This window comes from Pseudomonas sp. Rh2 (genome assembly GCF_040762985.1).
Classification (GTDB): domain Bacteria; phylum Pseudomonadota; class Gammaproteobacteria; order Pseudomonadales; family Pseudomonadaceae; genus Aquipseudomonas; species Aquipseudomonas taiwanensis.
On record NZ_CP142890.1, the window covers coordinates 824297 to 849186 of the forward strand.

Genomic DNA, 24890 nt, shown 5'->3' on the forward strand with positions numbered 1-24890 from the left:
CGGGCGGCAACACCCCGCCGCCCAGTTGCTGAGCGACCACTGACATTCGACTAGCCTGCTGCGCCTGAGCGCGGCAGGCTTTTCTGTCCCAGACTGCCGGCCACAAGCCAATCTTGCAGTCATGGCTGAAACGCTTCAGACTCGAGCCAGGCCGCTATCACGGCGCATGGCGCAAAAACATTCAAAATTGCGACATAAATTTTCAATGGTGAGACATGAAAATTTGTGAGTATCACTGTCGCTGTGCAACAATGGTTTTCCATGGCCACCGCAAAAAAGCTGGCGTTTGATCGGCGTGGATGGTAAGTGGTTGTACTAAAAAGAGATTTGCCTCCGGTTGAGAGGTGAACCTGGTGAGAAAGTGTCTATGAAAACAGGTCTGTACCATCCCGAAGAATTCAAGGACAACTGTGGTTTCGGCCTGATCGCCCATATGACGGGCGAGCCGAGTCACCACCTTCTGCAAACCGCCATGCAGGCGCTGACCTGCATGACCCACCGTGGTGGGATCAACGCCGACGGCAAGACCGGTGACGGTTGCGGTCTGCTCATGCAGAAGCCCGATCAATTCCTGCGTGCCGTCGCCCAGGAGCACTTTGCCGTCGAACTGCCCAAGCAGTACGCCGTCGGCATGGTGTTCTTCAACCAGGATCCGGTCAAAGCCGAAGCCGCCCGTGCCAACATGGACCGCGAAATCCTCGCGGCTGGCCTGAAGCTGGTTGGCTGGCGCAAAGTCCCGATCGACACCAGCGTGCTTGGCCGCCTGGCCCTGGAGCGCCTGCCGCAGATCGAACAGGTGTTCATCGGCGGTGAAGGCCTGAGCGACCAGGAATTCGCGATCAAGCTGTTCAGTGCCCGTCGCCGCTCGTCCGTGGCCAACGCCCATGATGCCGACCACTACATCTGCAGCTTCTCGCACAAGACCATCATCTACAAAGGCCTGATGATGCCGCGTGACCTTGCGGCGTTTTACCCAGACCTGAGCGACGAGCGCCTGCAGACCGCGATCTGTGTGTTCCACCAGCGCTTCTCCACCAATACCCTGCCGAAATGGCCGCTGGCGCAGCCGTTCCGTTTCCTCGCCCACAACGGCGAGATCAATACCATCACTGGCAACCGCAACTGGGCCATGGCCCGTCGCACCAAATTCGCCAATGACCTGATCCCCGACCTCGAAGAGCTTGGCCCACTGGTCAACCGCGTCGGTTCCGACTCCTCGAGCATGGACAACATGCTGGAGCTGATGGTCACCGGTGGCATCGACCTGTTCCGCGGCGTGCGCATGCTGGTGCCGCCAGCCTGGCAGAACGTCGAGACCATGGATGCCGACCTGCGCGCCTTCTACGAATACAACTCCATGCACATGGAGCCGTGGGACGGCCCGGCCGGCATCGTCATGACCGAAGGTCGCCACGCGGTCTGCCTGCTCGACCGTAACGGCCTGCGTCCTGCACGTTGGGTGACGACCAAGAACGGCTACATCACCCTGGCTTCGGAAATCGGCGTGTGGGACTACAAGCCGGAAGACGTGCTGGCCAAGGGCCGTGTCGGCCCGGGTCAGATCTTCGCCGTCGATACCGAGACTGGCCAGATCCTCGACACCGATGCCATCGACAACCGTCTGAAGTCGCGTCACCCATACAAGCGCTGGCTGCGTCAGCACGCCCTGCGTATCCAGGCGACCCTGACCGACGACCAGGGCGTGGCCAGCTACGATGCTGACCAGCTCAAGCAATACATGAAGATGTTCCAGGTCACCTTCGAAGAGCGTGACCAAGTGCTGCGTCCGCTCGGCGAGCAGGGCCAGGAAGCGGTCGGCTCGATGGGCGACGACACGCCGATGGCCGTGCTGTCCCAGCGCGTGCGTTCGCCTTACGACTTCTTCCGCCAGCAGTTCGCCCAGGTGACCAACCCACCGATCGACCCGCTGCGCGAAGCGATCGTGATGTCCCTGGAAATCTGCCTGGGTGCCGAACGCAACATCTTCCAGGAGTCCCCGGAGCATGCTTCGCGGGTGATTCTCAGCTCGCCGGTCATCTCGCCCGCCAAATGGCGTTCGCTGATGAGCCTGGAGCGCGAAGGTTTCGACCGCCAGCTGATCGACCTCAACTATGAGGAAAGCGTCGGTCTGGAAGCAGCCATCCGCAATATCGCCGACCAGGCTGAGGAAGCGGTGCGCAGCGGCAAGACCCAGCTGGTGCTGAGCGACCGCTACATCGCCCCGGGCAAGCTGCCGGTGCATGCCTCCCTGGCCGTTGGCGCGGTGCACCACCGCCTGACCGAGCAAGGCCTGCGCTGCGACAGCAACATCCTGGTGGAAACCGCCACCGCCCGTGACCCGCACCACTTCGCCGTGCTGCTGGGCTTCGGCGCCTCGGCTGTCTACCCGTACCTGGCTTACGAAGTGCTGGCCGACCTGATCCGCACCGGTGAAGTGCTGGGCGACCTGGACGAAGTGTTCAAGTACTACCGCAAAGGCATCTCCAAAGGCTTGCTCAAGATCCTGTCGAAGATGGGTATCTCGACCATCGCCTCGTACCGTGGCGCCCAGCTGTTCGAAGCGGTGGGCCTGTCCGAGGAAGTGGTTGGCCTGAGCTTCAAAGGGGTCTCCAGCCGGATCAAGGGCGCGCGCTTCGTCGACCTCGAAGGTGACCAGAAGCTGCTGGCGGCCGAAGCCTGGAGCGCGCGCAAGCCGATCCAGCAAGGCGGCTTGCTGAAGTTCGTCCACGGCGGCGAATACCACGCCTACAACCCAGACGTGGTCAACACCCTGCAGGCTGCCGTGCAGCAGGGCGACTACGCCAAGTTCAAGGAATACACCACGCTGGTCGACCAGCGCCCGGTGTCGATGATCCGTGACCTGCTGAAGGTGAAGGTGGCCGACCAGCCGCTGCCGCTGGATCAGATCGAGCCGCTGGAGGACATCCTCAAGCGCTTCGACTCCGCAGGTATCTCGCTGGGTGCGTTGTCGCCAGAGGCCCACGAGGCGCTGGCCGAGGCCATGAACCGTCTGGGCGCGCGCTCCAACTCCGGTGAAGGCGGCGAGGACCCATCGCGCTACGGCACCATCCGCAGCTCCAAGATCAAGCAGGTGGCCACCGGCCGTTTCGGTGTGACCCCCGAGTACCTGGTCAACGCCGAAGTGCTGCAGATCAAGGTCGCCCAAGGCGCCAAGCCCGGCGAAGGCGGCCAGCTGCCAGGTGGCAAGGTCAACGGCCTGATCGCCAAGCTTCGCTATGCGGTTCCTGGCGTGACCCTGATCTCGCCACCACCGCACCACGACATCTACTCGATCGAAGACCTCGCGCAGCTGATCTACGACCTCAAGCAGGTCAACCCGCAGGCGCTGGTTTCGGTCAAGCTGGTGGCTGAGGCGGGCGTGGGTACCATCGCCGCTGGCGTGGCCAAGGCCTATGCCGACCTGATCACCATCTCCGGTTACGACGGTGGTACCGGTGCATCGCCGCTGACCTCCATCAAGTACGCTGGTGCCCCGTGGGAACTCGGCCTGGCCGAAACTCACCAGACCCTGCGCGGAAACGACCTGCGCGGCAAGGTCCGGGTACAGACCGACGGCGGTCTGAAAACCGGTCTGGACGTGATCAAGGCCGCGATCCTCGGCGCCGAGAGCTTCGGCTTCGGCACCGCGCCAATGATTGCCCTGGGCTGTAAGTACCTGCGCATCTGCCACCTGAACAACTGCGCGACTGGCGTCGCCACTCAGAACGAGAAGCTGCGCAAGGACCACTACATCGGCACCGTCGACATGGTGATCAACTTCTTCACCTTCGTCGCCGAAGAGACCCGCGAGTGGCTGGCCAAGCTCGGCGTGCGCAGCCTCGGCGAGCTGATCGGCCGCACCGACCTGCTTGATGTGCTGCCAGGCGACACCGAGCGCCAGCAGTACCTCGACCTGACACCGCTGCTGGGCAGCTCGCACATTCCGGCCGACAAGCCGCAGTTCTGCGAAGTGGACAAGAACCCGCCGTTCGACAAGGGTGAGCTGGCTGAGAAAATGGTCGAGATGGCCCTTCCGGCGATCCGCGACCAGGCGGGTGGCGAGTTCGCGCTCGACATCTGCAACTGCGACCGCTCCATCGGTGCCCGCATCTCTGGCGAAATCGCCAAGCTGTACGGCAACCAGGGCATGGCCGACAAGCCAATCACCTTCCGTTTCAAGGGGACTGCGGGCCAGAGCTTTGGCGTGTGGAACGCCGGTGGCCTGAATCTGCACCTGGAAGGTGATGCCAACGACTACGTCGGCAAGGGCATGACTGGCGGCAAGGTGACCATCGTGCCACCGGCCGGAAGCCCGTTCGAAACCCAACACAGTGCTATCGTCGGCAACACCTGCCTGTACGGCGCCACTGGCGGCAAGCTGTTCGCCGCTGGCACTGCCGGCGAGCGCTTCGCTGTGCGTAACTCCGGCGCCCACGCTGTTGTCGAGGGTACTGGCGATCACTGCTGTGAGTACATGACCGGTGGCTTTGTCTGCGTTCTGGGCAAGACCGGTTACAACTTCGGTTCTGGCATGACTGGCGGCTTCGCCTACGTGCTCGACATGGACAATACCTTCGTCGACAAACTCAACCACGAGCTGGTGGAAATCCAGCGGATCAGTGGCGAGGCGATGGAGGCCTATCGGAGCCACCTGGCGCGCGTCCTGGCTGAGTATGTGGAAGAGACCGGCAGCGAGTGGGGGCGTGAGCTCTCCGAGAACCTGGACGACTACGTGCGGCGTTTCTGGCTGGTCAAGCCGAAGGCGGCCAACCTGAAGCAACTGCTGTCCAGCACCCGTGCCAACCCGCAGTAAGAACAGCTGCAAGTGACGGCCCCGTGCGCGGGGCCCGTCGTGCTCAAGTGATCGTCTTGCAGCTTGCGGCCTGAGGCTTGCAACTGCGGTAAAGAGGTTTTGAAAAATGGCTGAACGTCTGAACAACGACTTCCAGTTCATCGAAGTGGGCCGCAAGGACCCGAAGAAAAAGCTGCTGCGCCAGCGCAAGAAGGAGTTCGTGGAAATCTACGAGCCCTTCAAGCCGCAGCAATCCGTGGAGCAGGCGCACCGTTGCCTGGGCTGCGGTAACCCTTACTGCGAATGGAAGTGCCCGGTTCACAACTTCATCCCCAACTGGTTGAAGCTGGTGTCCGAAGGCAACATCCTGGCCGCGGCGGAGTTGTCGCACCAGACCAACACCTTGCCGGAAGTGTGCGGTCGTGTCTGCCCGCAGGACCGTCTGTGCGAGGGTGCCTGTACCCTGAACGACGGTTTCGGTGCAGTGACCATCGGCTCGGTGGAGAAGTACATCACCGACACCGCTTTCGCCATGGGTTGGCGCCCGGACATGTCCAAGGTCAAGCCGACTGGCAAGCGTGTGGCGATCATCGGCGCAGGCCCGGCAGGCCTGGGTTGTGCCGATGTGCTGGTACGCGCCGGTGTGACGCCGGTGGTGTTCGACAAGAACCCGGAAATCGGTGGCCTGCTGACCTTTGGCATCCCTGAGTTCAAGCTGGAAAAGACCGTGTTGAGCAATCGCCGCGAAGTCTTCACCGGTATGGGCATCGAGTTCCGCCTGAACACCGAGGTAGGCAAGGACATCACCATGGAACAACTGCTCGCCGAGTACGACGCGGTGTTCATGGGCATGGGTACCTACACCTACATGAAGGGCGGCTTCCCAGGCGAGGACCTGCCGGGCGTGCATGACGCGCTGGACTTCTTGATCGCCAACGTCAACCGCAACCTGGGCTTCGAAAAGTCGCCGGAAGACTTCGTCGACATGCAAGGCAAGAAGGTGGTGGTGCTCGGTGGTGGTGACACCGCGATGGACTGCAACCGCACCTCGATCCGCCAGGGCGCCAAGTCGGTGACCTGCGCCTACCGTCGTGACGAGGCCAACATGCCGGGTTCGCGCCGTGAGGTGAAGAATGCCAAGGAAGAGGGCGTGAAGTTCCTCTACAACCGCCAGCCCATCGCCATCGTTGGTGAAGACAAGGTCGAAGGCGTGAAGGTGGTCGAGACCCGTCTCGGCGAGCCAGATGCCCGTGGCCGCCGCAGCCCCGAACCGATTCCGGGCTCCGAAGAGATCCTGCCGGCCGACGCCGTGGTGATCGCCTTCGGTTTCCGCCCGAGCCCGGCGCCGTGGTTCGAACAGTTCGATATCCAGACCGACAGCCAAGGCCGCGTAGTGGCGCCTGAAAAAGGCAAGTTCAAGCACCAGACCAGCAACCCGAAAGTGTTCGCCGGTGGTGACATGGTGCGCGGGTCCGACCTGGTGGTGACCGCCATTTTCGAAGGCCGTACCGCTGCCGAAGGCATCCTGGACTACCTGGAGGTGTGATCCTGGCCTGTCGCTGGTGCAAGGACTTTGCAGTCTTCGTAGGCGGCGACTTGCCGGCGACAGGGGCGTTAGCGACAGCCTATCAATAGTTTTGTATACAAAATCTATTGATCCAGGACATACCGATAGACAAAAGGCACGGCAAACAGCCGTGCCTTTTCTTTGTGCGTCTGAGAAAATGCCCGCACTTTTTTTCCGGATGCCGACATGACTGCCCTGAAGAACGATCGTTTCCTGCGTGCTCTGCTCAAGCAACCCGTAGACGTCACCCCGGTGTGGATGATGCGCCAGGCCGGCCGCTACTTGCCGGAGTACCGCGCCAGCCGCGCCAAGGCCGGTGATTTCATGAGCCTGTGCATGAACCCGCAGTTCGCCTGCGAAGTCACCCTGCAGCCGCTGGACCGCTACCCTCTGGACGCGGCGATCCTCTTCTCGGACATCCTCACCATCCCCGATGCCATGGGCCAGGGCCTGTACTTCGAGACAGGCGAAGGCCCTCGCTTCAAGAAAGTCATCAGCACCCTGGCCGACATCGAGGCGCTGCCGATCCCCGATCCGCAGAAGGACCTGGGCTATGTGATGGACGCCGTCAGCACCATTCGCCGCGAGCTCAATGGCCGCGTGCCGCTGATCGGCTTCTCGGGAAGCCCATGGACTCTCGCCACCTACATGGTCGAAGGCGGCTCATCCAAGGACTTCCGCAAAACCAAGGCCATGGCCTACGACAACCCCGAAGCCCTGCACCTGCTGCTGGACAAGCTGGCCCAGTCGGTGACCAGTTACCTCAATGGCCAGATCCTTGCCGGTGCTCAAGCGGTGCAGATCTTCGATACCTGGGGCGGTAACCTGTCGGCGGCGGCCTACCAGGAGTTCTCCCTGGCCTACATGCGCAAGATCGTCAGCGGTCTTGTTCGCGAGCACGAAGGCCGCAAGGTGCCGGTGATCCTGTTCACCAAGAATGGCGGCTTGTGGCTGGAAAGCATTGCCGAGGCGGGTGCCGATGCACTGGGCCTGGACTGGACCTGCGAGATCGGCGATGCCCGTCGCCGGGTGGGTGACAAGGTGGCCCTGCAGGGCAACATGGACCCGACCGTGCTGTATGCCAAGCCAGAGGCCATCCGCAAGGAAGTGGCGCGCATCCTGGCCAGCTACGGCAAGGGGAGCGGCCATGTATTCAACCTCGGTCACGGCATTACCCCGGAAGTCGACCCTGAGCATGCTGGCGTGTTCATCAACGCCGTCCACGAGTTGTCGGCGCAGTACCACAACTAAGCGTTCTTCCAGTGGCTGTCAGGTCGCAATGGCCTGACAGCGCCTGGTTAGGTTTTGCAGCCAGCCGCCAGACTTTTCCTATAGGGCGGTCTGGAGCGGTTCTCTAGTCTTGAGGCTTCGCCCGAACCCCTCACGTGCGCCTGGAGCCTTCATGCAAAACACATCCATCAGGCAAGTATCCACCTTCGGTCCTCCCTGTGTTCACGTCAGAGAGCTGCTGGCCTGGCCGCCTCAAAGACCGTGTCATGCATGAACGAAAGTATTGCTGGCAACGGATTCTGCTCCACTGGCTTTCCGCTGTATTGATTCTGTGGGTACTGCTCAGTGACCTTTGCGTCGCACTGATGGATGTAGAGCGCTCGACCTACGAACGCATCAGTGGTTTCAATGCGGCGATCTGCGTGCTCTATATTCCCCTGTTCCTGCTGCGTTGCCTGTTGTACCGGCTCTGCACCCAGCGCGAAGTCGGCCCCGCCGGTCAACCACTGAAATTGATGGTTTGCACGGTGCACGAGGCGCTCTACTTGAGTACCGCTGCCGTTTTGTTGTCCGGCGTATTGATGATCAGGCGCGAGGTCGATGTGCTCGGCTGGTTCATCGTTCCTGCGTTGCTGGACGATCCGCTGTGGCTGGATATCTGGTTTGAACTGCATCGTGTCTCCCGCGCACTCCTGACGGTCTTGTTGCTGGTGCATGTCGGCGCGGTCGTCGTGCAGGGCTATCAGGGACGTAACGTGCTGCGACGAATGCTGCCCTGAGTGGCTGATGCCCTCCTGAGTCCTGGTCTGGCCGGTGACGCTGCATCTTGCGATGTCGGTGGGGAGGGGCGTGTTCGCTGCCTATTGGTCCTCCCCAAACTCCATCAACAGGTTTGTTTACATGCTCATACGTTTTACTCGTCCGCTCCGGCGAGGTTTGACGCTGGTCGAAATCATGATGGTGATGGCGACGCTTGGCATGCTGGGAGTGCTGGTGATGCTCAGCCTCCTGGTTCTCCCCGCTCAGCCGAGTGTGTTCACGGTGCGGGAAGACCTGAAGTCGATCGCCTCGGCGCTGGAGGTGTATCGACTGGACAATGGCACCTATCCCACCACGGCGCAGGGGCTTGAGGCGCTGGTCAAATTGCCTACCCGGCCACCCCTGCCAAGATTCTGGGATGCCCAAGGCTATTTGGCGTCATTGCCAGCCGACCCCTGGGGCTCTGCCTACCAGTACGAAATTCCGGGCACGCGCTCGAACCTGGACTATGACCTGTTCTCCTGGGGCGCCGACGGTGAAGCGGGTGGGGAAGGGGAAAACGCCGACGTTGGCAACTGGGCCGAGTGAGCCCACCGCCGAGCGATTAAGTTTCGCTTCAGCAGTGCTCGCTACTCTGAGGCCATCGAAACCCAAACAAGGACTTACCCTATGAAATTCCGTTACCTGGCCTTCCTGCTTGTGCCTGTGTTCAGCACCGCTGCCCTGGCTGCAGGCTACACCGGCCCCGGTGCCCAACCTGTGATCACCGTGGCAGCGGCCAACGAAGCCGCAGACGACACCCCGGTCGTACTGCAAGGGTTCGTGACCAAGAAGATCAACAACGACGACAAGTACGAATTCAAGGACAACACCGGCACCATCACCGTTGAAATCGACGATGAGGACCTGCCAGCAACGCCGTTCAACGAGAAGACCAAGGTAAAACTGACCGGCGAAGTGGAAAAGCACCTGATGAGCCGTGAGGTGGACGTGGACATCGTCGAGATCATCAACTGACTCGGTGCCTGCTGGGGCCGTTGCCCGGCCCTGGCTTCACGCTGTCTTGGTCGGCAATGTGCTCAGGTGCAGCGCCACCAGGAGTGCCACCGCCAAGAGGCTGCCGATGAACAGCCCGATTCCATTCCAGCCCGCATGGTGCCAGAACACACCACCTGCCGTCCCGGCCACGCTCGACCCCGCGTAATAGCAGAACAGGTACAGCGATGATGCCTGCCCTTTCGCCTTCAGTGCCCGACGGCCGATCCAGCTGCTGGCCACCGAGTGCGCACCGAAGAAGCCGAACGTGAACACCAGCATGCCGAGGATGACCATCGCCAACGGGCTGAACAAGGTCATCAACAAACCGCTGGCCATCACCAGGATACTGGCCCAGAACACCTTGCGCCGGCCCAGCTTGTCGGCCAGCGCGCCTACCTGCGCTGAACTGTAGATACCTGACAGGTACACCACCGACAGCAGGCCGACCAGCGCCTGGTTCATGTGGTAGGGCTCGGCCAGCAGGCGGTAGCCAATGTAGTTGAACAGGGTGACGAAAGCGCCCATCAGCAGGAAGGCTTCGAGGAACAGCCAGGGCAGGCCTGCGTCTTTGAAGTGCGTGACGAAGCCATCCAGCAGGTTGCGCGGGTTCATGGCCTGCGGGCGGAAGTTGCGCGATTCGGGCAGCACTTTCCAGAACACCACCGCTGCCATCAGGGCCAGGCCGCCAATGGTCAGCATCGCCGTGTGCCAGCTGACGAAGTCGATCAGGACGCCGGTGATCAGCCGCCCACTCATGCCGCCAATGGCATTGCCGCCGATGTACAGGCCCATGGCCAGGCCGATGTGCTGGGGATGGATCTCTTCGCTCAAGTAAGTCATTGCCACCGCTGCCAGGCCGCTCAGCGACAGACCGACCAGTGCACGGGTTGCCAGTACCCCTTCCCAGGTCGGCATGACTGCGCTGGCCAAGGTCGACAGTGCCGCGCACAGCAGCGCGAACACCATCACCGGCTTGCGCCCGATGCGATCGGAAATCGGCCCGGTGATCAAAAGTCCGAAGGCCAGCATGGCAGTCGAAACCGACAACACCAGGCTGCTCTGCGCGGCGTTGATGGCAAACTCCTTGGAGAGCAGCGGCATCATTGGCTGCACGCAGTACAACAGGGCGAAGGTGGCGAAGCCACCGCTGAACAGGGCCAGCACGGTCTTCATGAAGGCGGGGGTGCCTTTTTCGATCCAGGTGTCGTTGAAGGTCGTCGGGTCAGGTTCGGTAGGCTGGGAAGCTACAGCTGTTTTCACGGACAGGTACCTCAAGCGCGATGAAAAAAGCATATAGCTCGCTAATGATTACATCCAATATATTGTTCGACCTATTTGAGATGTTCTGCGACTTGATTGGAGCCCTTCATGGAACTGCGCCATCTGCGGTACTTCATTGCCGTGGCCGAAGAACTGCACTTTGGCCGTGCCGCTCAACAACTGGGAATCTCCCAGCCCCCTCTGAGCCAGCAGATCCAGGCATTGGAACTCGAGTTGGGGGCGCGTCTGTTCGAGCGCACCAACCGCCGCGTCGAACTGAGCGAAGCAGGACGCCTGTTTCTCGAGGAAGCGCGTCAAGTGCTGGCCCAGGTCGAGAAGGCGGCCGATGTGGCGCGTCGGGCTCAGTTGGGTGAACTGGGTGAAATGAAGATCGGCTTCACCTCGTCGGCACCGTTCACGTCGAAGATCCCCAAGGCCATCCATGCGTTTCGCCAGCGCTTTCCCGCGGTGCATCTGAACCTGAAGGAAATGAGCAGCCGCGATGTTGCCGAAGGGGTGTTCGATGAGTCGATCGAGGTCGGCCTGATGCGTCCGATGCCCTTACCGGACGGGCTGGTAGCCACCGAGCTGTTTCGAGAGCCGCTGGTGGCGGTGATCAACGCATCGCACCCCTTGGCCGTTGGCACCGAGCGGGGAGTGCACATCGCGGCGCTGGCCCATGAACCGTTCGTGTTCTTCCCGCGTAGCTATGGCAGTGGCCTGTATGCGCAACTGCTGAACCTGGCGCGCGATGCCGGGTTCAGTCCGCACTTCGCCCAGGAGGCAGGCGAAGCGATGACCATCATTGGGCTGGTTTCAGCGGGCCTGGGGGTGTCGGTGTTGCCTGCTTCGTTCCAGCGCATGCAGATCGAGGGCGTTGTGTATCGCACCTTGCTGGACGAGGGGGCGACGAGCGCGGTGTGGCTGGTGCAGCGTGAGGGTGGTGGATCGGTCATGGCCAAGGCATTTGCCGAGCTGCTGACGGGGTTGTTGATGGGATGAAGGGCTGGGTAAGGGCGCAGCCCCGGCAACCCGGCGCCCACTGCAGGGGCCGGATCGCCGGCGCTTGGTCAGCCCCAGCGACGGAAGATCAGCGAAGTGTTGACCCCACCAAAGGCAAAGTTGTTGTTCATCACGTACTCGTGGCTCATGGTGCGAAAACCGCCGGTCAGGTAGTCCAGCTCGCCACAGCGCGGGTCGATGCGATCGAGGTTGAGGGTATGCACGTAGCGGTCGCTGTTCATCATCTCGATGCTGAACCACGACTCCAGTGCACCGCAGGCGCCCAAGGTGTGGCCTAGGAAACTCTTCTGCGAGCTGATGGGCATGCGTGGGCCGAACAGGCTGCTGGTGGCCAGGGTTTCGGCGATGTCACCCTGTTCGGTGGCGGTGCCGTGGCCGTTGACGTAGCCGATAGCGTCGGGTGCCAGGGCGGCGTCTTCCAGCGCCAGTTCCATGGCTCGGCGCATGGTGGCCTGCTCCGGTCGGGTGATGTGCTGGCCATCGGCATTGCTGCCAAAGCCCACCACCTCGGCATAGATCTTCGCCCCCCGCGCCAAGGCGTGCTCCAGCTCTTCGAGCACCAGCATCCCTGCGCCTTCGCCAATCACCAGGCCGTCGCGGTCGAGGTCGTAGGGCCTTGGGGTCAGGTGCGGCGTATCGTTCTTGAGGCTGGTGGCGTACAGCGCATCGAACACCATGGCTTCGGTGGGGCATAGCTCCTCGGCACCCCCGGCGAGCATCATCGGCAGACGACCGTACTTGATCGCCTCGTAGGCATAGCCGATGCCCTGGCTGCCGCTGGTGCAGGCGCTGGAAGTGGGGATCAGGCGTCCGGTGAGGCCGAAGAAGATGCTGATATTGGCGGCAGTGGTGTGGGGCATCATGCGCACGTAGGAGTTGGCGTTCAGGCCGTCGGCCACTGCGTTCATCAGCATGTTGCCGAAGGTCTTGATCTCGTCGGTGCTGCCGGTGGATGAGCCGCAGGCTACCCCCATGCGTCCATCGCGGATGCTCGGGTCGTCGAGCAGCCCGGCGTCGGCCAGGGCGCGCTCGGCGCCAGCGACCGCCAGGCGCGAGACACGGCCCATGCTGCGCAGCTGCTTGCGGGTCCAGTGGCTGGGGACCTTGAAGTCATCGACCGGGCCGGCCAGGCGGGTATTGAGCTCTGCATAACGGTCCCACTCGTCCATGCGGCGGATCCCGCTGCGCTGGCTGGCGAAATGCCCGGCGATGGTGGCCCAGTCATTGCCCAAGGAGGTGATGCCGGCCATGCCGGTGACCACGACACGGCGCATCAGCACAACCCTCCATTGACCGCCAGGACCTGGCGGGTGATGTACGCGGCTTCAGGCGACATCAGGAAGTTCACCGCCCCGGCAACTTCTTCGGCCGTGCCCATGCGCCCGGCCGGGATCATCTTGAGCAACTCGTCCACGGGCACATGCTCGTCGAGCATGGCTGTGTCGATCAGGCCAGGGGCCACGCAGTTGACAGTGATGCGTCGTTTGCCCAGCTCGATGGCCAGCGCCTTGGCGGCGCCGATCAGGCCGGCTTTGGAGGCACTGTAGTTGACCTGGCCACGGTTGCCGATCAACCCCGACACCGAGGTGATGCAGACGATGCGGCCCGGCGCGCGGCGGCGGATCATGGGCATCGTCAGGGGATGCAAGACGTTGTAGAAGCCGTCCAGATTGGTGCGCATGACCTGGTCCCAATCCTCGTCGGTCAGTGCCGGGAACGCGCCGTCGCGGGTCAGCCCTGCGTTGCACACCACGCCATAGTAGGCACCGTGGGTTTCGACATCCTCTTCCAGGATGGTCTTGCACGCTGTGCGGTCAGCCACGTCGAATTGCAGCACCCGTGCCTGCTGGCCCAGAGCCCGGACCTCGGCGGCAACCGCGTCGGCTTCGGCACGGCCACTGCGGCAATGCAGCACCAGGTCGAAGCCTGCACGGGCCAGGCGCAGGGCGATGGCTCGGCCGATGCCGCGGCTGGAGCCTGTGACCAGGATGGTGTCAGTCATGGGGGGACTCCTCTGGGTCTGCCTCGGCCAGATAATGGGCGGTTTGCGGCGGGCGATAGACATTCAGGCGCGCGGTGGCATGGATGCCGGGGCCACGCAGGTGGCACTCGAACACACCCATGCCGCTGTCATCTTCCAGTGAACGCAGGGCGTGAAGGTGCAGTTCGGTGCCCGCCGGGAAGTGTTCTACATCGCAGCTGTACTTGCGGGTGCCGAGCAGGAAACCCAACTCCACCGGTTGGCCTTGTCGACGCGCCCGGCAACCGGCGAAGGCGGCCACTGTCTGGGCCATCAGTTCGATCCCGAACCATGCCGGCAGGCTGCCGTCGGCGCGATTGAACAGGCCGCCGTGGCGCACGGTGGCGCGAGCATGAATCTGCTCGTCGTCGCAGCTGTCGACCTGGTCGATCAGAATCATGTCGCCAGCGTGTGGCAACAGCTCGGCCAGTGGCCAGGGGATCATGCGGTGTCTCCGAGAATCAGACTGACATTGTTGCCGCCGAAGGCGAACGAATTGCTCATCAACCGGCGTGGGTGCTGCGCTGGCAGCCGTTGTTGGCCGTCGACGAGGTTCAGCGCTGCCAGTTCAGGGTCGCGCTGGCCATCCCACACGTGGGGCGGCAGCAGCCCCTCAGGGTTGTGCTCGCTCAGCGTCAGCCAGCAGAACGCGGCTTCGAGCGCGCCAGCAGCACCCAGGGTGTGACCGGTCATGGGCTTGCTCGACGAACACGGCAGGTCGGCGCCGAACAGTGCGCTGACGGCCAGGCTTTCCATGGCGTCATTATGCACCGTGGCGGTGCCATGCAGGTTGAGGTAGTCGATCTGCGTTGGGGCCAGGCCTGCATTGTCCAAGGCTTTGGCCATGCACTGCAAGGCGCCGGCGCCAGTCGGGTCTGGCGCTGATATGTGGTGAGCGTCGGAACTGGCGCCGGCCCCGAGCAAGGCGATGGAGGGGCCTTCGTTGTTGACTTCACGGGTCATCAGGAACAGCGCAGCGGCCTCACCGATATTGATGCCGTTGCGGTTGATCGAGAACGGGTTGCAGCGCTGCTCGCTGATCGCTTCCAGCGCGCTGAAGCCATTGAGCGTAAGACCGCACAGGCTGTCGACACCGCCGCACAGCACCGCATCGCAGATACCCTGTCGCAGCAGTCGGCGAGCGCTTGCCAGGGCGCGGCCGCTGGAGGTGCAAGCGGTGGAGATCACGTAGGCCGGGCCGCTCAGTTGCAACCAGTCCGCCAGGAAGTTGGCCGGTGCACTCAGGGCCTGCTGGGCGTAGCGGTAGTCGTCCGGAAAGTGCTGTTGCCGAAGGTAATGGGCAATGCCTTCGGTGGCTTCGGCGATTCCCGAGGTGCTGGTGCCCAGTATGACCGCCACCCGGTGTGCACCATGGCGTGCGATGGCCTGGCGGATGGCAGGCTCGATCTGCAGGGCGGCGCTGTACAGCAGTTGATTGTTGCGGCTGTGCTGGTCCGGCAAGGGCAGTACGGGCAGTTGGCCGGGCACGGCACCGACGGGAGGTCGGCGGTCGGGTATCCAGCCGTCCTCGGGCTGCATGCCCGAGCAGTCGCCTGCGAACAGGCGGGCGGCGACTTCGGCCTGGCCGTGGCCCAGCGCGCAGACCACGCCCAGGGCGTTGAGGTAGGCAGTCATGGCAGGTTCTCGCTGGGCAAAGGGGCAATTACATAACGCAGGCCCTCACCGAGGTTCAAGTCGAATCCATCGGCGTCTCGATAAGCGATGTGCCAGCGGTCTTCCAGCCAGCGTTGCCCGCGCTGTTGGCGAGCGCCGGGGTAGAGCGCCTGCAATTGCTCGCCCGGAGTCAGGGCGAACAGCACGGCGGCGAACAGCTCGCGCGCCGCTGGATTGGGCGGTAAAAGGCCATCCGCCTGCCAGCGCTGGCCTTCGAGCAACTGACGGGCCTGGGGAATGCCGAGCAGGTCGAGCAGCGACCAGCGCAGGTGGCCGTCTTCACGTTGAATCACCAGTAGCCAGTCTTGTTGCTGCCCGGCCTGTTCGCGCCGGACGTGCAACTGCTGCGGCAGGTCGAGCGTAGGCAGGTGTGCCGGCAATGGTGGGCGTGCGCTGCAAGCGCCCAGCAGCGCACAAAAGGCAATCAGCAGCAGCTGTTTCATGCGTGCTCCAGGGGTTTGGCCCATGGGGCCAGTATGAAACTGAACACCAGGCCCAGGCTTACCGCCAGGCCGAAATTGCTCACCGCCGGTGTGCTGGAAAGCGCCAGCAGACCGAACGACAGCCAGGTGGTGAGTGCGGCCAGCAGCGTGCCCAGCAGACTCACAGCGGCCCCGCCGATCTGCTCGTGCATGAGGATCGCGTAGTCGACGCTGATGGCGGTGACCAGCAACAGGCCGAACAGGCTGAACAAGGTCAGCGGTTGTCCCAGCCAACCCAGGCAGGCCAGGCTGCACAGGGCTGCCAGCAACGGCAGGGCGACGATGCGCAGGGCACCCCGCAGGCCGAATGGCAGCACCAGCAACAGCAGGATCAGCACGCACGACAACAGCTTGAGCTCGGCGGCGCTGAGCTGGGTGGCGGCGAATAGCTGGTTCAGTTCGCCGAGACGGTCCACCAGTTGCACCCCCTCCAGATCGTCGGTCTGCACACGCAGCAGCGCAGTATCGTTCAGGCCCTGCAAGCTGACGATGGCGGCCACCCCCGAGTCGGTCCGCCCCAGCCACAATGGCCGCCAGGCTTCGCCCAGCGGTCCCGCCAGTACCTGTTCGACGGTCAGTGTGGGTAGTTGCAGCAGGTGGTTCAGCTCGTTCTCCAGCGCCGCCTGCGGCACACCTAGCGCCTGCAGCGGTTGCCAATGCTCGCGCAGGACGGCCAGTGCCTGTCGGGTCTGCTGTTGTTCTGCCGGGCTTGCGACGATCTGGTCCAGGCTCATGTAGCCCTTGAGCTTACCCAGTTCGACCAGCTCGTCGAGCTTGGCGGACAGCGTCCCCAGGCGGTCGAGCAACTGCTGCGGGTCGTGGCCACGTACCAGGTAGAACTGGCTGGTGGGTTGGTAGCCGGTGATCCGCGCCACTGCCTGGGCTTGCGCCAGCAACTGGGGTGGGCTGCTGACCCACTGGCGGATGTCATTGCGGCTGTCGAGGCGCCACAGGCCGGCAGCGCAGAACAGCATCACCAGGACCAGCAGCACGGCACTGGGCATTTTGCGCAGCAGGCGTTCACGCCAGCGCATGAGCGTTTCGGCGACCTGTAGCGGCCAGTGCGCCGGGCGTAGTGCCACACCGTTCAGCAGGGCCGGCAGCAGGCATACCGCGCAGAGGTAGGCTCCGAGCAGGCCCGCGGCGGAAAACGCGGCAATCTGGGTCAGCGCCGGGAAGGGCGTGAACGCCAGGGCAAGGTAGCCGATGCAACTGGTCGCCAGGCTCAGGCTCAGGCCTGGAAGTGTCAGGCGCAAGGCGGGCCAGCTACGCCAGGGCTTGAGGCTCCAGCTCTTGGACAGATAGTGCAAAGGGTAGTCCACGGCTACACCAATCAGGCTCGAGCCCAGGACCAGCGTCATGACATGGATCTGGTCGAACAGCGCTACGCACACCACCGTCCCGAAGAGCACTCCCACCAGCACGGGAACGAAGGCCAACAGCCCGCGCCAGCGGCGAAACGCCAGCAGCAGCAACAGCAGAATGGCAAGGGTTGCGCCGCCACCGACCCAGGTGATTTCGCGGCTGGCTTGCTGTTGCCCGGCGGCGGCATACAGCAAGCCACTGGCGGCGACCAGTTGGGCGCCGGATTGCTCCGCTTGTTGGCGACTCTTGTCCACCAGGTCGGCCACTTGCAGCGGCAGGTTCAAGTCGAACGCATTGCCCTCGGTGCGTGCGCGCAGCAGCACCCAGTGCAGGCCCTCGGCGCTGGCCACCAGCGCGCCGCTGGCGGTATCCAATTCTACGTTCGGCGGTTTCGGTTGGCTGGCCTGGATGCGCCCGGTCAGGCCTAGCCAGTCGTCCTGGCTGGGTACCAGGCTGAAACCGGTGAAGGGGTCGAACAGGCTTTGCACGCGCTGCTCGATGAAAACGTCTGGCTGGAGGCGCAGTTGCTGGCGGTCCTGGGGCGCAAGCATGGCCAGCCGCCCTTGCAGCAGCTGTTCGCGCACGGCGGCGAGGTCGGTTTGCAGGTTCCACTGCACCCTGCTGAATAAACCGCTGGCTTGCCACTGCGCGGCCAGATGCTCGGCGAGGGCGAGTGCCTGCTGGCGTTCGGTGTGGCCAACCAGCACCAGTATTTCGCGGTTGAGCGGCTCTTGTATGCGCAGTTCGGCGCGTTTGACCAGCGGGTCTTGGGTAGCGCCGGGCACCAGTGTCATCAGGTCGGCCGACATCGGCGCCCCACGGTGCCACTGCCAGCCAGCGACCGCGAGCACAATGAGCAACAACCCCAGGAAGGCGCGTGGGAGCAGGCGTTCAATCGGCAAAATCGCGGCGCTCCCTGTCGCTCAGGGCAGTCTCGGCGCTGCTTTCAGGCATGCGCAGGACGGTGCTGTCGCCTTGGGTTTCGCTGAGCTCGATGCGCTCGACGAACGAGCCACCGCTGATTTCGATGGCGCTGAATACCTGCTTGAGCAGCAGCGAGCGAGGCGTCAGGTGCAATGTCCAGTGCGCGGCATCGCCCGACAGGCTCAGGTCGAAGTCGCGTTGCAGGCCACTGCTGTCGCCCTGCAGTACGGCAAAGAACAGGCGGTTTTGTTCGGCTCCAGCGCTGCGGCTGGGCAATGTTTGCCAGCCGCTCGGATCGCGGCGGGCGATGCCGTCGGCGCGAATGCGGTAATCCTGGCGCAGCGGGGTTTGCAGCAGCCATAGCAGGCCGTGGTCGCGGGCCAGGATGAAGTGGCCCTTGCTCAGCAGTGGCTGGGGCAGGGCGCGCAGGTGCTTTTCCTGGATGAACGGGCCTTTGACGACTGCGGGCGTGCTGAGCTGTTTTTGCAGATCGTCCAGGCTGAATGCCAGGGTCAGCGGGCTGATGAACAGCAGGATGAGGACGGTGAGCGTGCACAACAGCGGGTGGACAGGGGTGGCGTGAGCAGGTGGCGCCGCGTCGCGCCTCTGTCGCGACGCAAGGCCACTCCCACGGAATCCGCGCAGTGGCTTCAGGCGTGTCGTGACGAGTCGATTCATGAGAGTACCTTGGCTACCGCGTCGAGCATCACCTGCGGCGAGGCCAGTTGCATCTCGCCGCTTTCCACATGTACGGCGACCTGCACGGTGCTGGCGCGGGTCATGCGCTCGCCCGTCTCGGCATCGCTGATCAGGTAATGGATCTTCAGGCGGTTTTCCCATTCCACCAAGCTGGCACGCACCTTCAGGCGCTGGCCGAAGGTGGCGCCGCGGATGTAGCGCAGCTGCAGGTCGATCACCGGCCAGATGTAGCCGCTGGCGTGCATTTGCAGGTAATTGTGCTCGAGTCGGTCGAGCAGCGCGCAGCGGGCCACTTCGAGGTATTTGACGTAGTGACCGTGCCAGACGATGTGCATGCTGTCGACGTCGAAGAAGGGTACGACGATTTCGCTGTCGACATGGAAGACGCCGGGGTTACGCATGCAACCTCCAGTGGCGCTGGGCGATGCGTTGCAGGCACAGGCGCAAGTCGCTTTCCAGGGCACGGTCTTCGACGACCGGAGCGAACTCCGCCACCAGCGCTTGATGCATCTGTGCCAAGGCTGGCGGCAACGGCCGTGCGTTGTCCTGGCGGCCACGCAGCCACACGCCCTGGTTGGCTGCCAGCAAGGCTGCGGCGGCGACCTGTTCGGTCAGCTCCAGCACCCGCAAGGCGTCACGGGCGGCGATGGTGCCCATGCTCACCTTGTCCTGGTTGTGGCATTCGGTGGAGCGCGAGAACACGCTGGCTGGCATGGTCTGCTTGAGTGCTTCGGCAGTCCAGGCGCTGGCACCGATCTGCACGGCCTTGAAACCGTGGTTGAGCATGGCTCGGTCGGCTTCGGCGCCGGACAGGTTGCTGGGCAGGCCATGGTTGTAACGTACGTCCACCAACAATGCGAGCTGGCGGTCGAGCAGGTCGGCGACGTTGGCGACCAGGGTCTTGAGGCTGTCCATGGCGAAGGCGATATGACCGCCATAGAAGTGCCCACCATGCAGCACCCGCTCGGCGTCGCCGTCGATGATCGGGTTGTCGTTGGCGCTGTTGAGCTCCGTCTCGATGAAGCCCCGCAGCCAGGCCAGGCTGTCGGCCAGCACGCCCAGCACATGGGGTGCGCAGCGCAGCGAATAGCGGTCCTGCAGACGATGCAGGGACGGTAACGGTGCGTCGATGGCGAGGTCCTGGCGGAGCCAGGCGGCAACCTGCATCTGTCCAGGGTGCGGCTTGGCGGCGAACAGGCGCTCGTCGAAATGCTCGGGGTTGCCTTGCAGGCCAATGACGTTGAGGGCGGTGATGCGCGTAGCCAGTTTCAGCAGGTAGTCGGCGCGGGCAAACGCCAGGCAGGCCAGGCCGGTCATCACCGCGGTGCCGTTCATCAGCGCCAGGGCTTCCTTGGGCCGCAGCACCAGTGGCTGCCAGCCCAGTTCGCGGTGCACGTCAGCGCTGCCACGGCGTTGACCTTGGTACATCACCTCGCGCTCGCCGGCCAACGTGGCCGCGACGTAGGACAGTGGCGTCAAGTCTCCGCTGGCGCCCACCGAGCCTTCTTCGGGAATCAGTGGGAGGATGTCGTGAGCGAGGAAATCACGCAGACGTTCGAGCAACTCCAGGCGCACCCCCGATACGCCGTGGCTCAGCGATCGCAGGCGGGCAGCCAGCACGGCGCGGGTTGCAGGGGCGTCCAGCAGGCGGCCCAGGCCACACCCATGGAAGGTGTAAAGGTGTTGTGGCAGGGCCTCCACATGCTCAAGCGGCACGGCGACCACGCAGGAGTCGCCGTAGCCGGTGGTTACGCCGTAGATTACGCCTTCCTTGTCCAGCAAGGTGTCCAGGAACCGCGCACCACGCGCGATACGCTCGCGGTACCGGGCATCGTCCTGCAGCCGCGCCGAGGCGCGGCACTCGGCCAGGGCCAGGATGTCTTCGATCGCCAGCGGCGACTCGCCGAACGTGACAGGTTCATGCGGATGCATCGTCATCGGTCTTCCAGAAGGGGTAGAAGTTGAACCACTGCAATGGCGCCTGACTGCAGTATTGGCCCAGGCGTTCGGCATAGCGTGAGGCCCACTGGGCAATCACCTGGTCACGCTGGCCGCGGCGCCACTGCAGACGCTCGGCGAAGGGCTCCAGGGTGATGCGGTAGCGGCCTTGGCGCTTCAGGCAGAACAGTAGGTTGACCGGGCAATCGAGCAGGCCGGCCAGCAGCCAGGGGCCTTGCGGGAATGGCGCGGGCTGGCCGAGGAAGTCCACCTCGACCGTACGTGTGCCGTGCAGCGGCACGCGGTCGCCGGCAATGGCCAGCCACTCGCCCCGCTCCAGGCGCTCGGAGAGTTGCAGCATCACTGCCGGGTCCAGTTCGCTGACCTGGATCAGTCGCAGGTTGGTCGCGCCGGCCTCGCCCAGCAGGCGGTTGAAGCGCTCGGCATGGCGGGTGTGGACCAGCACGTTCATGGTCACCTGCTCGCCGATTTCAGCCAAGGCGCGGCACACTTCAAGATTACCCAGGTGCGCACCCACCAGCATCTGACCGCGCTCGCCGCGCAGTTGCTGACGCAGATGAGCGGGGTCGACGATGTCGATGTCTTCCAGCCGCAGCCGGCCATTCCATACGTCGAGCTTGTCCAGCAGGGCGTCGGCGAAGGCCATGAACTGGCGAAATACCTGGCGTTGGCTGGGCGCTGGGGTTTGCCCGCCATTCCAGCGATGCAGTCGCTGCTGGTACTGCCAGGCACTGCGCCGGGCGCGGCGGCCGAACACGAAGAAGTAGGCGACGATGATGCGTATCAGGGGGCCGAGCACACGCCGGCCACACAGCCGCACCAGGGCGGCGGTCAGTTTCATCAGCCAGAAACTGCCACGCTCCTGCTGATCGGCCCAGTGTTGCGAAGGATTGCTGCTCATCCACGCCACCTGCGCCAGAGAATCAGCGGTGCGCGCAGCAGCATGCCGAAGAACAGCTTGGCGTGCATTTTCGAGATCAGCGCATTGTCATGGAACAGGCGAAAGTGCGACAGGCCGTCCTGCGGGTAATGGACCCTGGTCGGCAGCCAGCGCATCGGCTGGTCGCGCCACGACAGGCGTACGAGAATCTCGGGGTCGAAGTCCATGCGCCGGCCGAGTTTGACGCTATCGATCATCGCCAGGGTTGGCGGCAGCGGGTACACGCGAAAGCCGCACATCGAGTCCGGTATCTGCAGCGACAGGCTGTTGATCCATACCCACACGTGGGTGAGGTAACGGGCATACAGACGGCCCTTGGGCACGCTGGCGTCGTACTGTGGATAACCGCATACCAGCGCCTGTGGATAAGCCTGCGACTGCTCGAGGAAGCGGCGAACATCGGTCAGGTCATGCTGGCCGTCGGCGTCCACTTGCAAGGCATGGCTGAACCCCAGCCGTGAAGCTTCACGCAGCCCGGCCATGACCGCGCCACCTTTGCCCTGGTTGGTCGCGAGCGTGACCAGGTGCACGTCAGGATGCAGGGCCAGTTGGCGCAGCACCTGGGCGCAAGGCGCATGACTGGCGTCGTCGACCAACACGCAGGGCAGGCCCGCGTCAAGCAAGTCGGCCACCACTGCTGGAACGGCCAGTTCGTGGTTGTACACCGGGATCACCGCGCAAGGCTTATGCACAGGCAGTCTCCATCAGGATGCGGCCACTGGAGCAGGCCTGCCCGGCGCAGCTGTAGGCGAAATACAGTTTGCCGCGCTCACCATCCCAGCGCAGGTTCAGCACCAGTTCATCGCCAGGGCGCACCACATGCTGGAACTTGAGCACTTCCATGCCGGCGAAGCGGTAGCCCGGCAGCAGGTGTTCGCTGGCCAGGGCGATGGCCCAGTCGATCTGCACCACGCCGGGCAGCACCGGGGCTTCTGGGAAGTGACCGGCAAAGCATGCCAGGTCCACGGGGACGACCAGGGTCAGGTGCAGTTCATCGCCTTCATGGCGCTGCTCCAACACCTCAGGCGTCATGTTGCGCGGCGCCAGCAACAAGGCCTGGACGTCGGCCCGTGGCAGTTTGCCCTGCGCATTGAGCGGCAGTTGCCGCAGCAACCGCCAGCGTCGTGGCAGGGCCAAGGGCTCGCAATGCCCCGCCAGGTGCGCCCGCAGGCGCTCGACCAACGCCTTGCGGCCCTTGCTGCGCAGCGCGTGCAGGCCAGAGGGGGTCAGCACTACCAGCGCGGCGAGGTAGGCGCGGCCGTGTTCGACCATGCCCAGCCGGGCTTCACCGACCCAGGCGTGGGCGCATAGCGCCTGTTCGAGCATGGGCAGGGAGATGCGTTTCTCTTCCAGCTTGACGATGCGGTCGAGACGGCCGAGCAGATGGAAGCGCCCGTCATCGGCGAACGCGACGGCGTCAGCACTCTGCTCGACATGGCCTGCGGGTAAGTATGGCGAAGCGATGCACAAGGCGCCTCGTGCGTCCTGGCTCAGGCGTACATCGGCAAATGGCTGCCACAATGCTTCACCCTGACGCCAGGCAATACCACCTGTCTCCGAGCTGCCGAGGATTTCCGTCGGCCATTGGCCCAGACGCTGCTGCAGGCGATGGGCGGCGTCGGCCGGCAATTCACCGCCGGAGGAAAACACCTGGCGGACCTGGCCCAGGGCTGCCCAGTCGAGATTGTCGCCCATGCGCTTGAGCAGGGCCGGGCTGGCCACCCAGGCGAAGGCAGGATGGGCCAGGCTGGCGCGCTGCAAGTCTTCAGGGAAGGGCAATTGGCGCCGTTCGAAGCCGCGCCCGGCACACAGCGGCCAGAGCACGCGGAACAACAGCCCGTAGATGTGCTGGGTGGCGACACTGCCGACGATCCATGCATCGCCCAGGGTGTGGCCCCACAGTCGCTCCAGGGCCTGGACTTCATTGGCCAGCTGACGAAGACACTTGTCGATGCGCTTGGGTTCGCCGCTGGAGCCAGAAGTGCACAGGCTGATGCGGCATCGGTCCAGGTCGAGGTCGGCAGGCGTTAGCGGCTCGCCGAGCAAGGAGGCGAAGTCCAGGTCACCGGGCTGGTCGCTGAGCCACAGGTCTACCTGACTGTGCCAGCGCTCGCGGGTCGCCGGTTGCAGGTCCGAAGGCAGCAACACCTCGACATCGGCGCGCCAGGCACCCAGCAAGGCGGCGGCGAGTTCGGCAGCATCTTCCAGGTGCACAGCCAGCTGTTTCACGCCACGCTGGCGCAGGCCGCCGGCCAGGCGCAGTGCCTGTTGGCTCAACTGGGCATGATCCAGGCTCGGGCACTGGCTCACCTGGCGCGGCGCATCCAGCGGGCGCAGCAGGTGTTCGAGGTTGATCCAGTTCATGAGCGTCCTCGCACACGTTGTCTTACCCACCATTCGACCGCGAACAGCAGCCCCATTGCGGCATAGGCGATCACGCCGTTGTACAGCGTCCACCAGCGCAGTGGCGCCCACAGGGTCAGGCTCGCGGCGATCAGGCCGTTGATCACGAAAAACAGGCACCATACCTGCGTTACCTGGCGGGTGTAGTGCACCGCTGCCGGGGGAAGTTGCGGCTCCTGCAGACGGGCCAGGCGCTCGACCAGCGGCATGCCGTGCACCAGGCTGGTGCCGAACAGGACGAGCATGAAGGCATTGACCAGCACTGGGTACCAGCGCAGCAGCTGCTGGCTGTCGGACAGACCCAGGGCGGCGCAGAACGCCAGCGCCGCCGCGGCCATCCACACAGCGCCCGGGCGACGTGGCGTACTCAGCGCACGGGCCAGCCACAGGGCGCCAAGCAGCACGCCGAACTGCCAGGGGGCGAAACGGGCCATGCCGAAATGCACCGCGAAGGGATACAGCACGCCGGCCAGCAACAGGCCGAGGCCGATCAGTCGCTTCATGCCGCGGTGTTGACCAGGCGGTACACCGCTTCGACCACGTCATTGACGGTACGCACTGCCTTGAAGTCTTCGGCGGCGATTTTCTTTCCGGTCTGGCGCTTGATGTGGTCGAGCAGGTCGATGGCATCGATGCTGTCGATTTCCAGGTCCTGGTACAGGTTGGCATCGAGGTTGATGCTGGCGGGGTCGAGCTCGAACAGCTCGACCAGGGCGTCGCGCAGGGTATTGAAGATATCTTCGCGGGTTTGCATG

At 63.8% G+C, this 24890-nt stretch carries 22 protein-coding genes; 7 read left to right on the plus strand and 15 right to left on the minus strand.

The window, feature by feature from the left end:
- Window positions 1-367: 367 nt before the first annotated feature.
- The 6 genes from gltB (at window position 368) to VXM67_RS03795 (ending at window position 9365) form a co-directional block, all read left to right on the plus strand.
- Window positions 368-4813, plus strand: a complete 4446-nt coding sequence (gene gltB, locus VXM67_RS03770; RefSeq protein ID WP_023378230.1) for a glutamate synthase large subunit — start codon at window positions 368-370, stop codon at window positions 4811-4813.
- 106 nt (window positions 4814-4919) lie between these two features.
- Window positions 4920-6338: an FAD-dependent oxidoreductase gene (locus VXM67_RS03775; RefSeq protein WP_023378231.1), complete on the plus strand. Its 1419-nt coding sequence runs from the start codon at window positions 4920-4922 to the stop codon at window positions 6336-6338.
- Between the two features lie 207 nt (window positions 6339-6545).
- Entirely contained in the window at window positions 6546-7610 is a 1065-nt protein-coding gene (hemE, locus tag VXM67_RS03780; RefSeq protein ID WP_023378232.1) for a uroporphyrinogen decarboxylase, read from the plus strand.
- 245 nt (window positions 7611-7855) lie between these two features.
- Window positions 7856-8368: a cytochrome b/b6 domain-containing protein gene (locus VXM67_RS03785; protein ID WP_023378233.1), complete on the plus strand. Its 513-nt coding sequence runs from the start codon at window positions 7856-7858 to the stop codon at window positions 8366-8368.
- 121 nt (window positions 8369-8489) lie between these two features.
- On the plus strand, window positions 8490-8936 hold the full coding sequence (gene gspG, locus VXM67_RS03790) for a type II secretion system major pseudopilin GspG (protein ID WP_027907913.1): 447 nt from the start codon (window positions 8490-8492) through the stop codon (window positions 8934-8936).
- Between the two features lie 81 nt (window positions 8937-9017).
- Complete coding sequence (locus VXM67_RS03795; RefSeq protein ID WP_104882279.1) at window positions 9018-9365, plus strand: YgiW/YdeI family stress tolerance OB fold protein; 348 nt, start codon at window positions 9018-9020, stop codon at window positions 9363-9365.
- 36 nt (window positions 9366-9401) lie between these two features.
- Here VXM67_RS03795 and VXM67_RS03800 read toward each other — a convergent pair whose 3' ends face one another.
- Entirely contained in the window at window positions 9402-10559 is a 1158-nt protein-coding gene (locus VXM67_RS03800) for an MFS transporter (protein ID WP_367237701.1), read from the minus strand.
- A 195-nt stretch (window positions 10560-10754) separates the two neighbouring features.
- Between VXM67_RS03800 and VXM67_RS03805 the strand changes: the two genes are divergently transcribed.
- On the plus strand, window positions 10755-11648 hold the full coding sequence (locus tag VXM67_RS03805) for a LysR family transcriptional regulator (RefSeq protein ID WP_027907915.1): 894 nt from the start codon (window positions 10755-10757) through the stop codon (window positions 11646-11648).
- A 68-nt stretch (window positions 11649-11716) separates the two neighbouring features.
- Here the strand turns inward: VXM67_RS03805 and VXM67_RS03810 are convergent, their stop codons facing one another.
- From VXM67_RS03810 to VXM67_RS03875, 14 genes are read right to left on the minus strand one after another with little or no spacing between them, the layout of a single operon-like run.
- Window positions 11717-12943, minus strand: coding sequence for a beta-ketoacyl-ACP synthase (locus VXM67_RS03810; RefSeq protein ID WP_023378238.1), 1227 nt, complete (start codon window positions 12941-12943; stop codon window positions 11717-11719).
- Window positions 12943-13671 carry a 3-oxoacyl-ACP reductase FabG gene (gene fabG / locus VXM67_RS03815; protein ID WP_023378239.1) on the minus strand — a complete coding sequence of 243 codons (729 nt, stop codon included), beginning with the start codon at window positions 13669-13671 and terminating at the stop codon, window positions 12943-12945. Before fabG ends, VXM67_RS03810 begins: the two co-directional genes overlap by 1 nt.
- On the minus strand, window positions 13664-14134 hold the full coding sequence (locus VXM67_RS03820; RefSeq protein WP_023378240.1) for a hotdog family protein: 471 nt from the start codon (window positions 14132-14134) through the stop codon (window positions 13664-13666). The genes fabG and VXM67_RS03820 overlap by 8 nt, the downstream gene beginning before the upstream one ends.
- A complete protein-coding gene (locus VXM67_RS03825) occupies window positions 14131-15324 on the minus strand; it encodes a beta-ketoacyl-[acyl-carrier-protein] synthase family protein (RefSeq protein ID WP_367237505.1) in 1194 nt (397 codons plus the stop codon). The genes VXM67_RS03820 and VXM67_RS03825 overlap by 4 nt, the downstream gene beginning before the upstream one ends.
- Window positions 15321-15806, minus strand: a complete 486-nt coding sequence (locus VXM67_RS03830; protein WP_023378242.1) for a hypothetical protein — start codon at window positions 15804-15806, stop codon at window positions 15321-15323. Before VXM67_RS03830 ends, VXM67_RS03825 begins: the two co-directional genes overlap by 4 nt.
- Entirely contained in the window at window positions 15803-18112 is a 2310-nt protein-coding gene (locus VXM67_RS03835; RefSeq protein WP_023378243.1) for an MMPL family transporter, read from the minus strand. Before VXM67_RS03835 ends, VXM67_RS03830 begins: the two co-directional genes overlap by 4 nt.
- The gene (locus VXM67_RS03840) at window positions 18102-18812 is read right to left on the minus strand and encodes an outer membrane lipoprotein carrier protein LolA (RefSeq protein WP_023378244.1); all 711 of its coding nucleotides are present in this window, start codon (window positions 18810-18812) and stop codon (window positions 18102-18104) included. The genes VXM67_RS03835 and VXM67_RS03840 overlap by 11 nt, the downstream gene beginning before the upstream one ends.
- Window positions 18809-19234, minus strand: coding sequence for a thioesterase family protein (locus VXM67_RS03845; protein ID WP_023378245.1), 426 nt, complete (start codon window positions 19232-19234; stop codon window positions 18809-18811). The genes VXM67_RS03840 and VXM67_RS03845 overlap by 4 nt, the downstream gene beginning before the upstream one ends.
- Window positions 19227-20771, minus strand: coding sequence for a histidine ammonia-lyase (hutH, locus tag VXM67_RS03850; RefSeq protein ID WP_027907918.1), 1545 nt, complete (start codon window positions 20769-20771; stop codon window positions 19227-19229). Before hutH ends, VXM67_RS03845 begins: the two co-directional genes overlap by 8 nt.
- Complete coding sequence (locus tag VXM67_RS03855) at window positions 20752-21693, minus strand: hypothetical protein (RefSeq protein WP_023378247.1); 942 nt, start codon at window positions 21691-21693, stop codon at window positions 20752-20754. Before VXM67_RS03855 ends, hutH begins: the two co-directional genes overlap by 20 nt.
- On the minus strand, window positions 21690-22424 hold the full coding sequence (locus VXM67_RS03860) for a glycosyltransferase family 2 protein (protein WP_023378248.1): 735 nt from the start codon (window positions 22422-22424) through the stop codon (window positions 21690-21692). The genes VXM67_RS03855 and VXM67_RS03860 overlap by 4 nt, the downstream gene beginning before the upstream one ends.
- Complete coding sequence (locus VXM67_RS03865) at window positions 22417-24096, minus strand: AMP-binding protein (protein WP_027907919.1); 1680 nt, start codon at window positions 24094-24096, stop codon at window positions 22417-22419. Before VXM67_RS03865 ends, VXM67_RS03860 begins: the two co-directional genes overlap by 8 nt.
- Complete coding sequence (locus VXM67_RS03870) at window positions 24093-24638, minus strand: membrane protein (RefSeq protein WP_027907920.1); 546 nt, start codon at window positions 24636-24638, stop codon at window positions 24093-24095. The genes VXM67_RS03865 and VXM67_RS03870 overlap by 4 nt, the downstream gene beginning before the upstream one ends.
- On the minus strand, window positions 24635-24889 hold the full coding sequence (locus VXM67_RS03875; RefSeq protein ID WP_023378251.1) for an acyl carrier protein: 255 nt from the start codon (window positions 24887-24889) through the stop codon (window positions 24635-24637). Before VXM67_RS03875 ends, VXM67_RS03870 begins: the two co-directional genes overlap by 4 nt.
- Window position 24890 lies beyond the last annotated feature (1 nt).

What these genes read in the sequence shown, in the direction of transcription:
- VXM67_RS03795 (WP_104882279.1), top strand. Translation starts at nt 9,018, where the DNA reads ATGAAATTCCGTTACCTGGCCTTCCTGCTTGTGCCTGTGTTCAGCACC.
- VXM67_RS03840 (WP_023378244.1), bottom strand. Translation starts at nt 18,812, where the DNA reads ATGAATCGACTCGTCACGACACGCCTGAAGCCACTGCGCGGATTCCGT.
- VXM67_RS03870 (WP_027907920.1), bottom strand. Translation starts at nt 24,638, where the DNA reads ATGAAGCGACTGATCGGCCTCGGCCTGTTGCTGGCCGGCGTGCTGTAT.
- fabG (WP_023378239.1), bottom strand. Translation starts at nt 13,671, where the DNA reads ATGACTGACACCATCCTGGTCACAGGCTCCAGCCGCGGCATCGGCCGA.
- gltB (WP_023378230.1), top strand. Translation starts at nt 368, where the DNA reads ATGAAAACAGGTCTGTACCATCCCGAAGAATTCAAGGACAACTGTGGT.
- VXM67_RS03875 (WP_023378251.1), bottom strand. Translation starts at nt 24,889, where the DNA reads ATGCAAACCCGCGAAGATATCTTCAATACCCTGCGCGACGCCCTGGTC.
- VXM67_RS03800 (WP_367237701.1), bottom strand. Translation starts at nt 10,559, where the DNA reads ATGAAGACCGTGCTGGCCCTGTTCAGCGGTGGCTTCGCCACCTTCGCC.
- VXM67_RS03825 (WP_367237505.1), bottom strand. Translation starts at nt 15,324, where the DNA reads ATGACTGCCTACCTCAACGCCCTGGGCGTGGTCTGCGCGCTGGGCCAC.
- VXM67_RS03855 (WP_023378247.1), bottom strand. Translation starts at nt 21,693, where the DNA reads ATGAGCAGCAATCCTTCGCAACACTGGGCCGATCAGCAGGAGCGTGGC.
- VXM67_RS03865 (WP_027907919.1), bottom strand. Translation starts at nt 24,096, where the DNA reads ATGAACTGGATCAACCTCGAACACCTGCTGCGCCCGCTGGATGCGCCG.
- VXM67_RS03785 (WP_023378233.1), top strand. Translation starts at nt 7,856, where the DNA reads ATGCATGAACGAAAGTATTGCTGGCAACGGATTCTGCTCCACTGGCTT.
- hemE (WP_023378232.1), top strand. Translation starts at nt 6,546, where the DNA reads ATGACTGCCCTGAAGAACGATCGTTTCCTGCGTGCTCTGCTCAAGCAA.
- VXM67_RS03820 (WP_023378240.1), bottom strand. Translation starts at nt 14,134, where the DNA reads ATGATCCCCTGGCCACTGGCCGAGCTGTTGCCACACGCTGGCGACATG.
- VXM67_RS03845 (WP_023378245.1), bottom strand. Translation starts at nt 19,234, where the DNA reads ATGCGTAACCCCGGCGTCTTCCATGTCGACAGCGAAATCGTCGTACCC.
- hutH (WP_027907918.1), bottom strand. Translation starts at nt 20,771, where the DNA reads ATGACGATGCATCCGCATGAACCTGTCACGTTCGGCGAGTCGCCGCTG.
- VXM67_RS03810 (WP_023378238.1), bottom strand. Translation starts at nt 12,943, where the DNA reads ATGCGCCGTGTCGTGGTCACCGGCATGGCCGGCATCACCTCCTTGGGC.
- VXM67_RS03830 (WP_023378242.1), bottom strand. Translation starts at nt 15,806, where the DNA reads ATGAAACAGCTGCTGCTGATTGCCTTTTGTGCGCTGCTGGGCGCTTGC.
- gspG (WP_027907913.1), top strand. Translation starts at nt 8,490, where the DNA reads ATGCTCATACGTTTTACTCGTCCGCTCCGGCGAGGTTTGACGCTGGTC.
- VXM67_RS03775 (WP_023378231.1), top strand. Translation starts at nt 4,920, where the DNA reads ATGGCTGAACGTCTGAACAACGACTTCCAGTTCATCGAAGTGGGCCGC.
- VXM67_RS03805 (WP_027907915.1), top strand. Translation starts at nt 10,755, where the DNA reads ATGGAACTGCGCCATCTGCGGTACTTCATTGCCGTGGCCGAAGAACTG.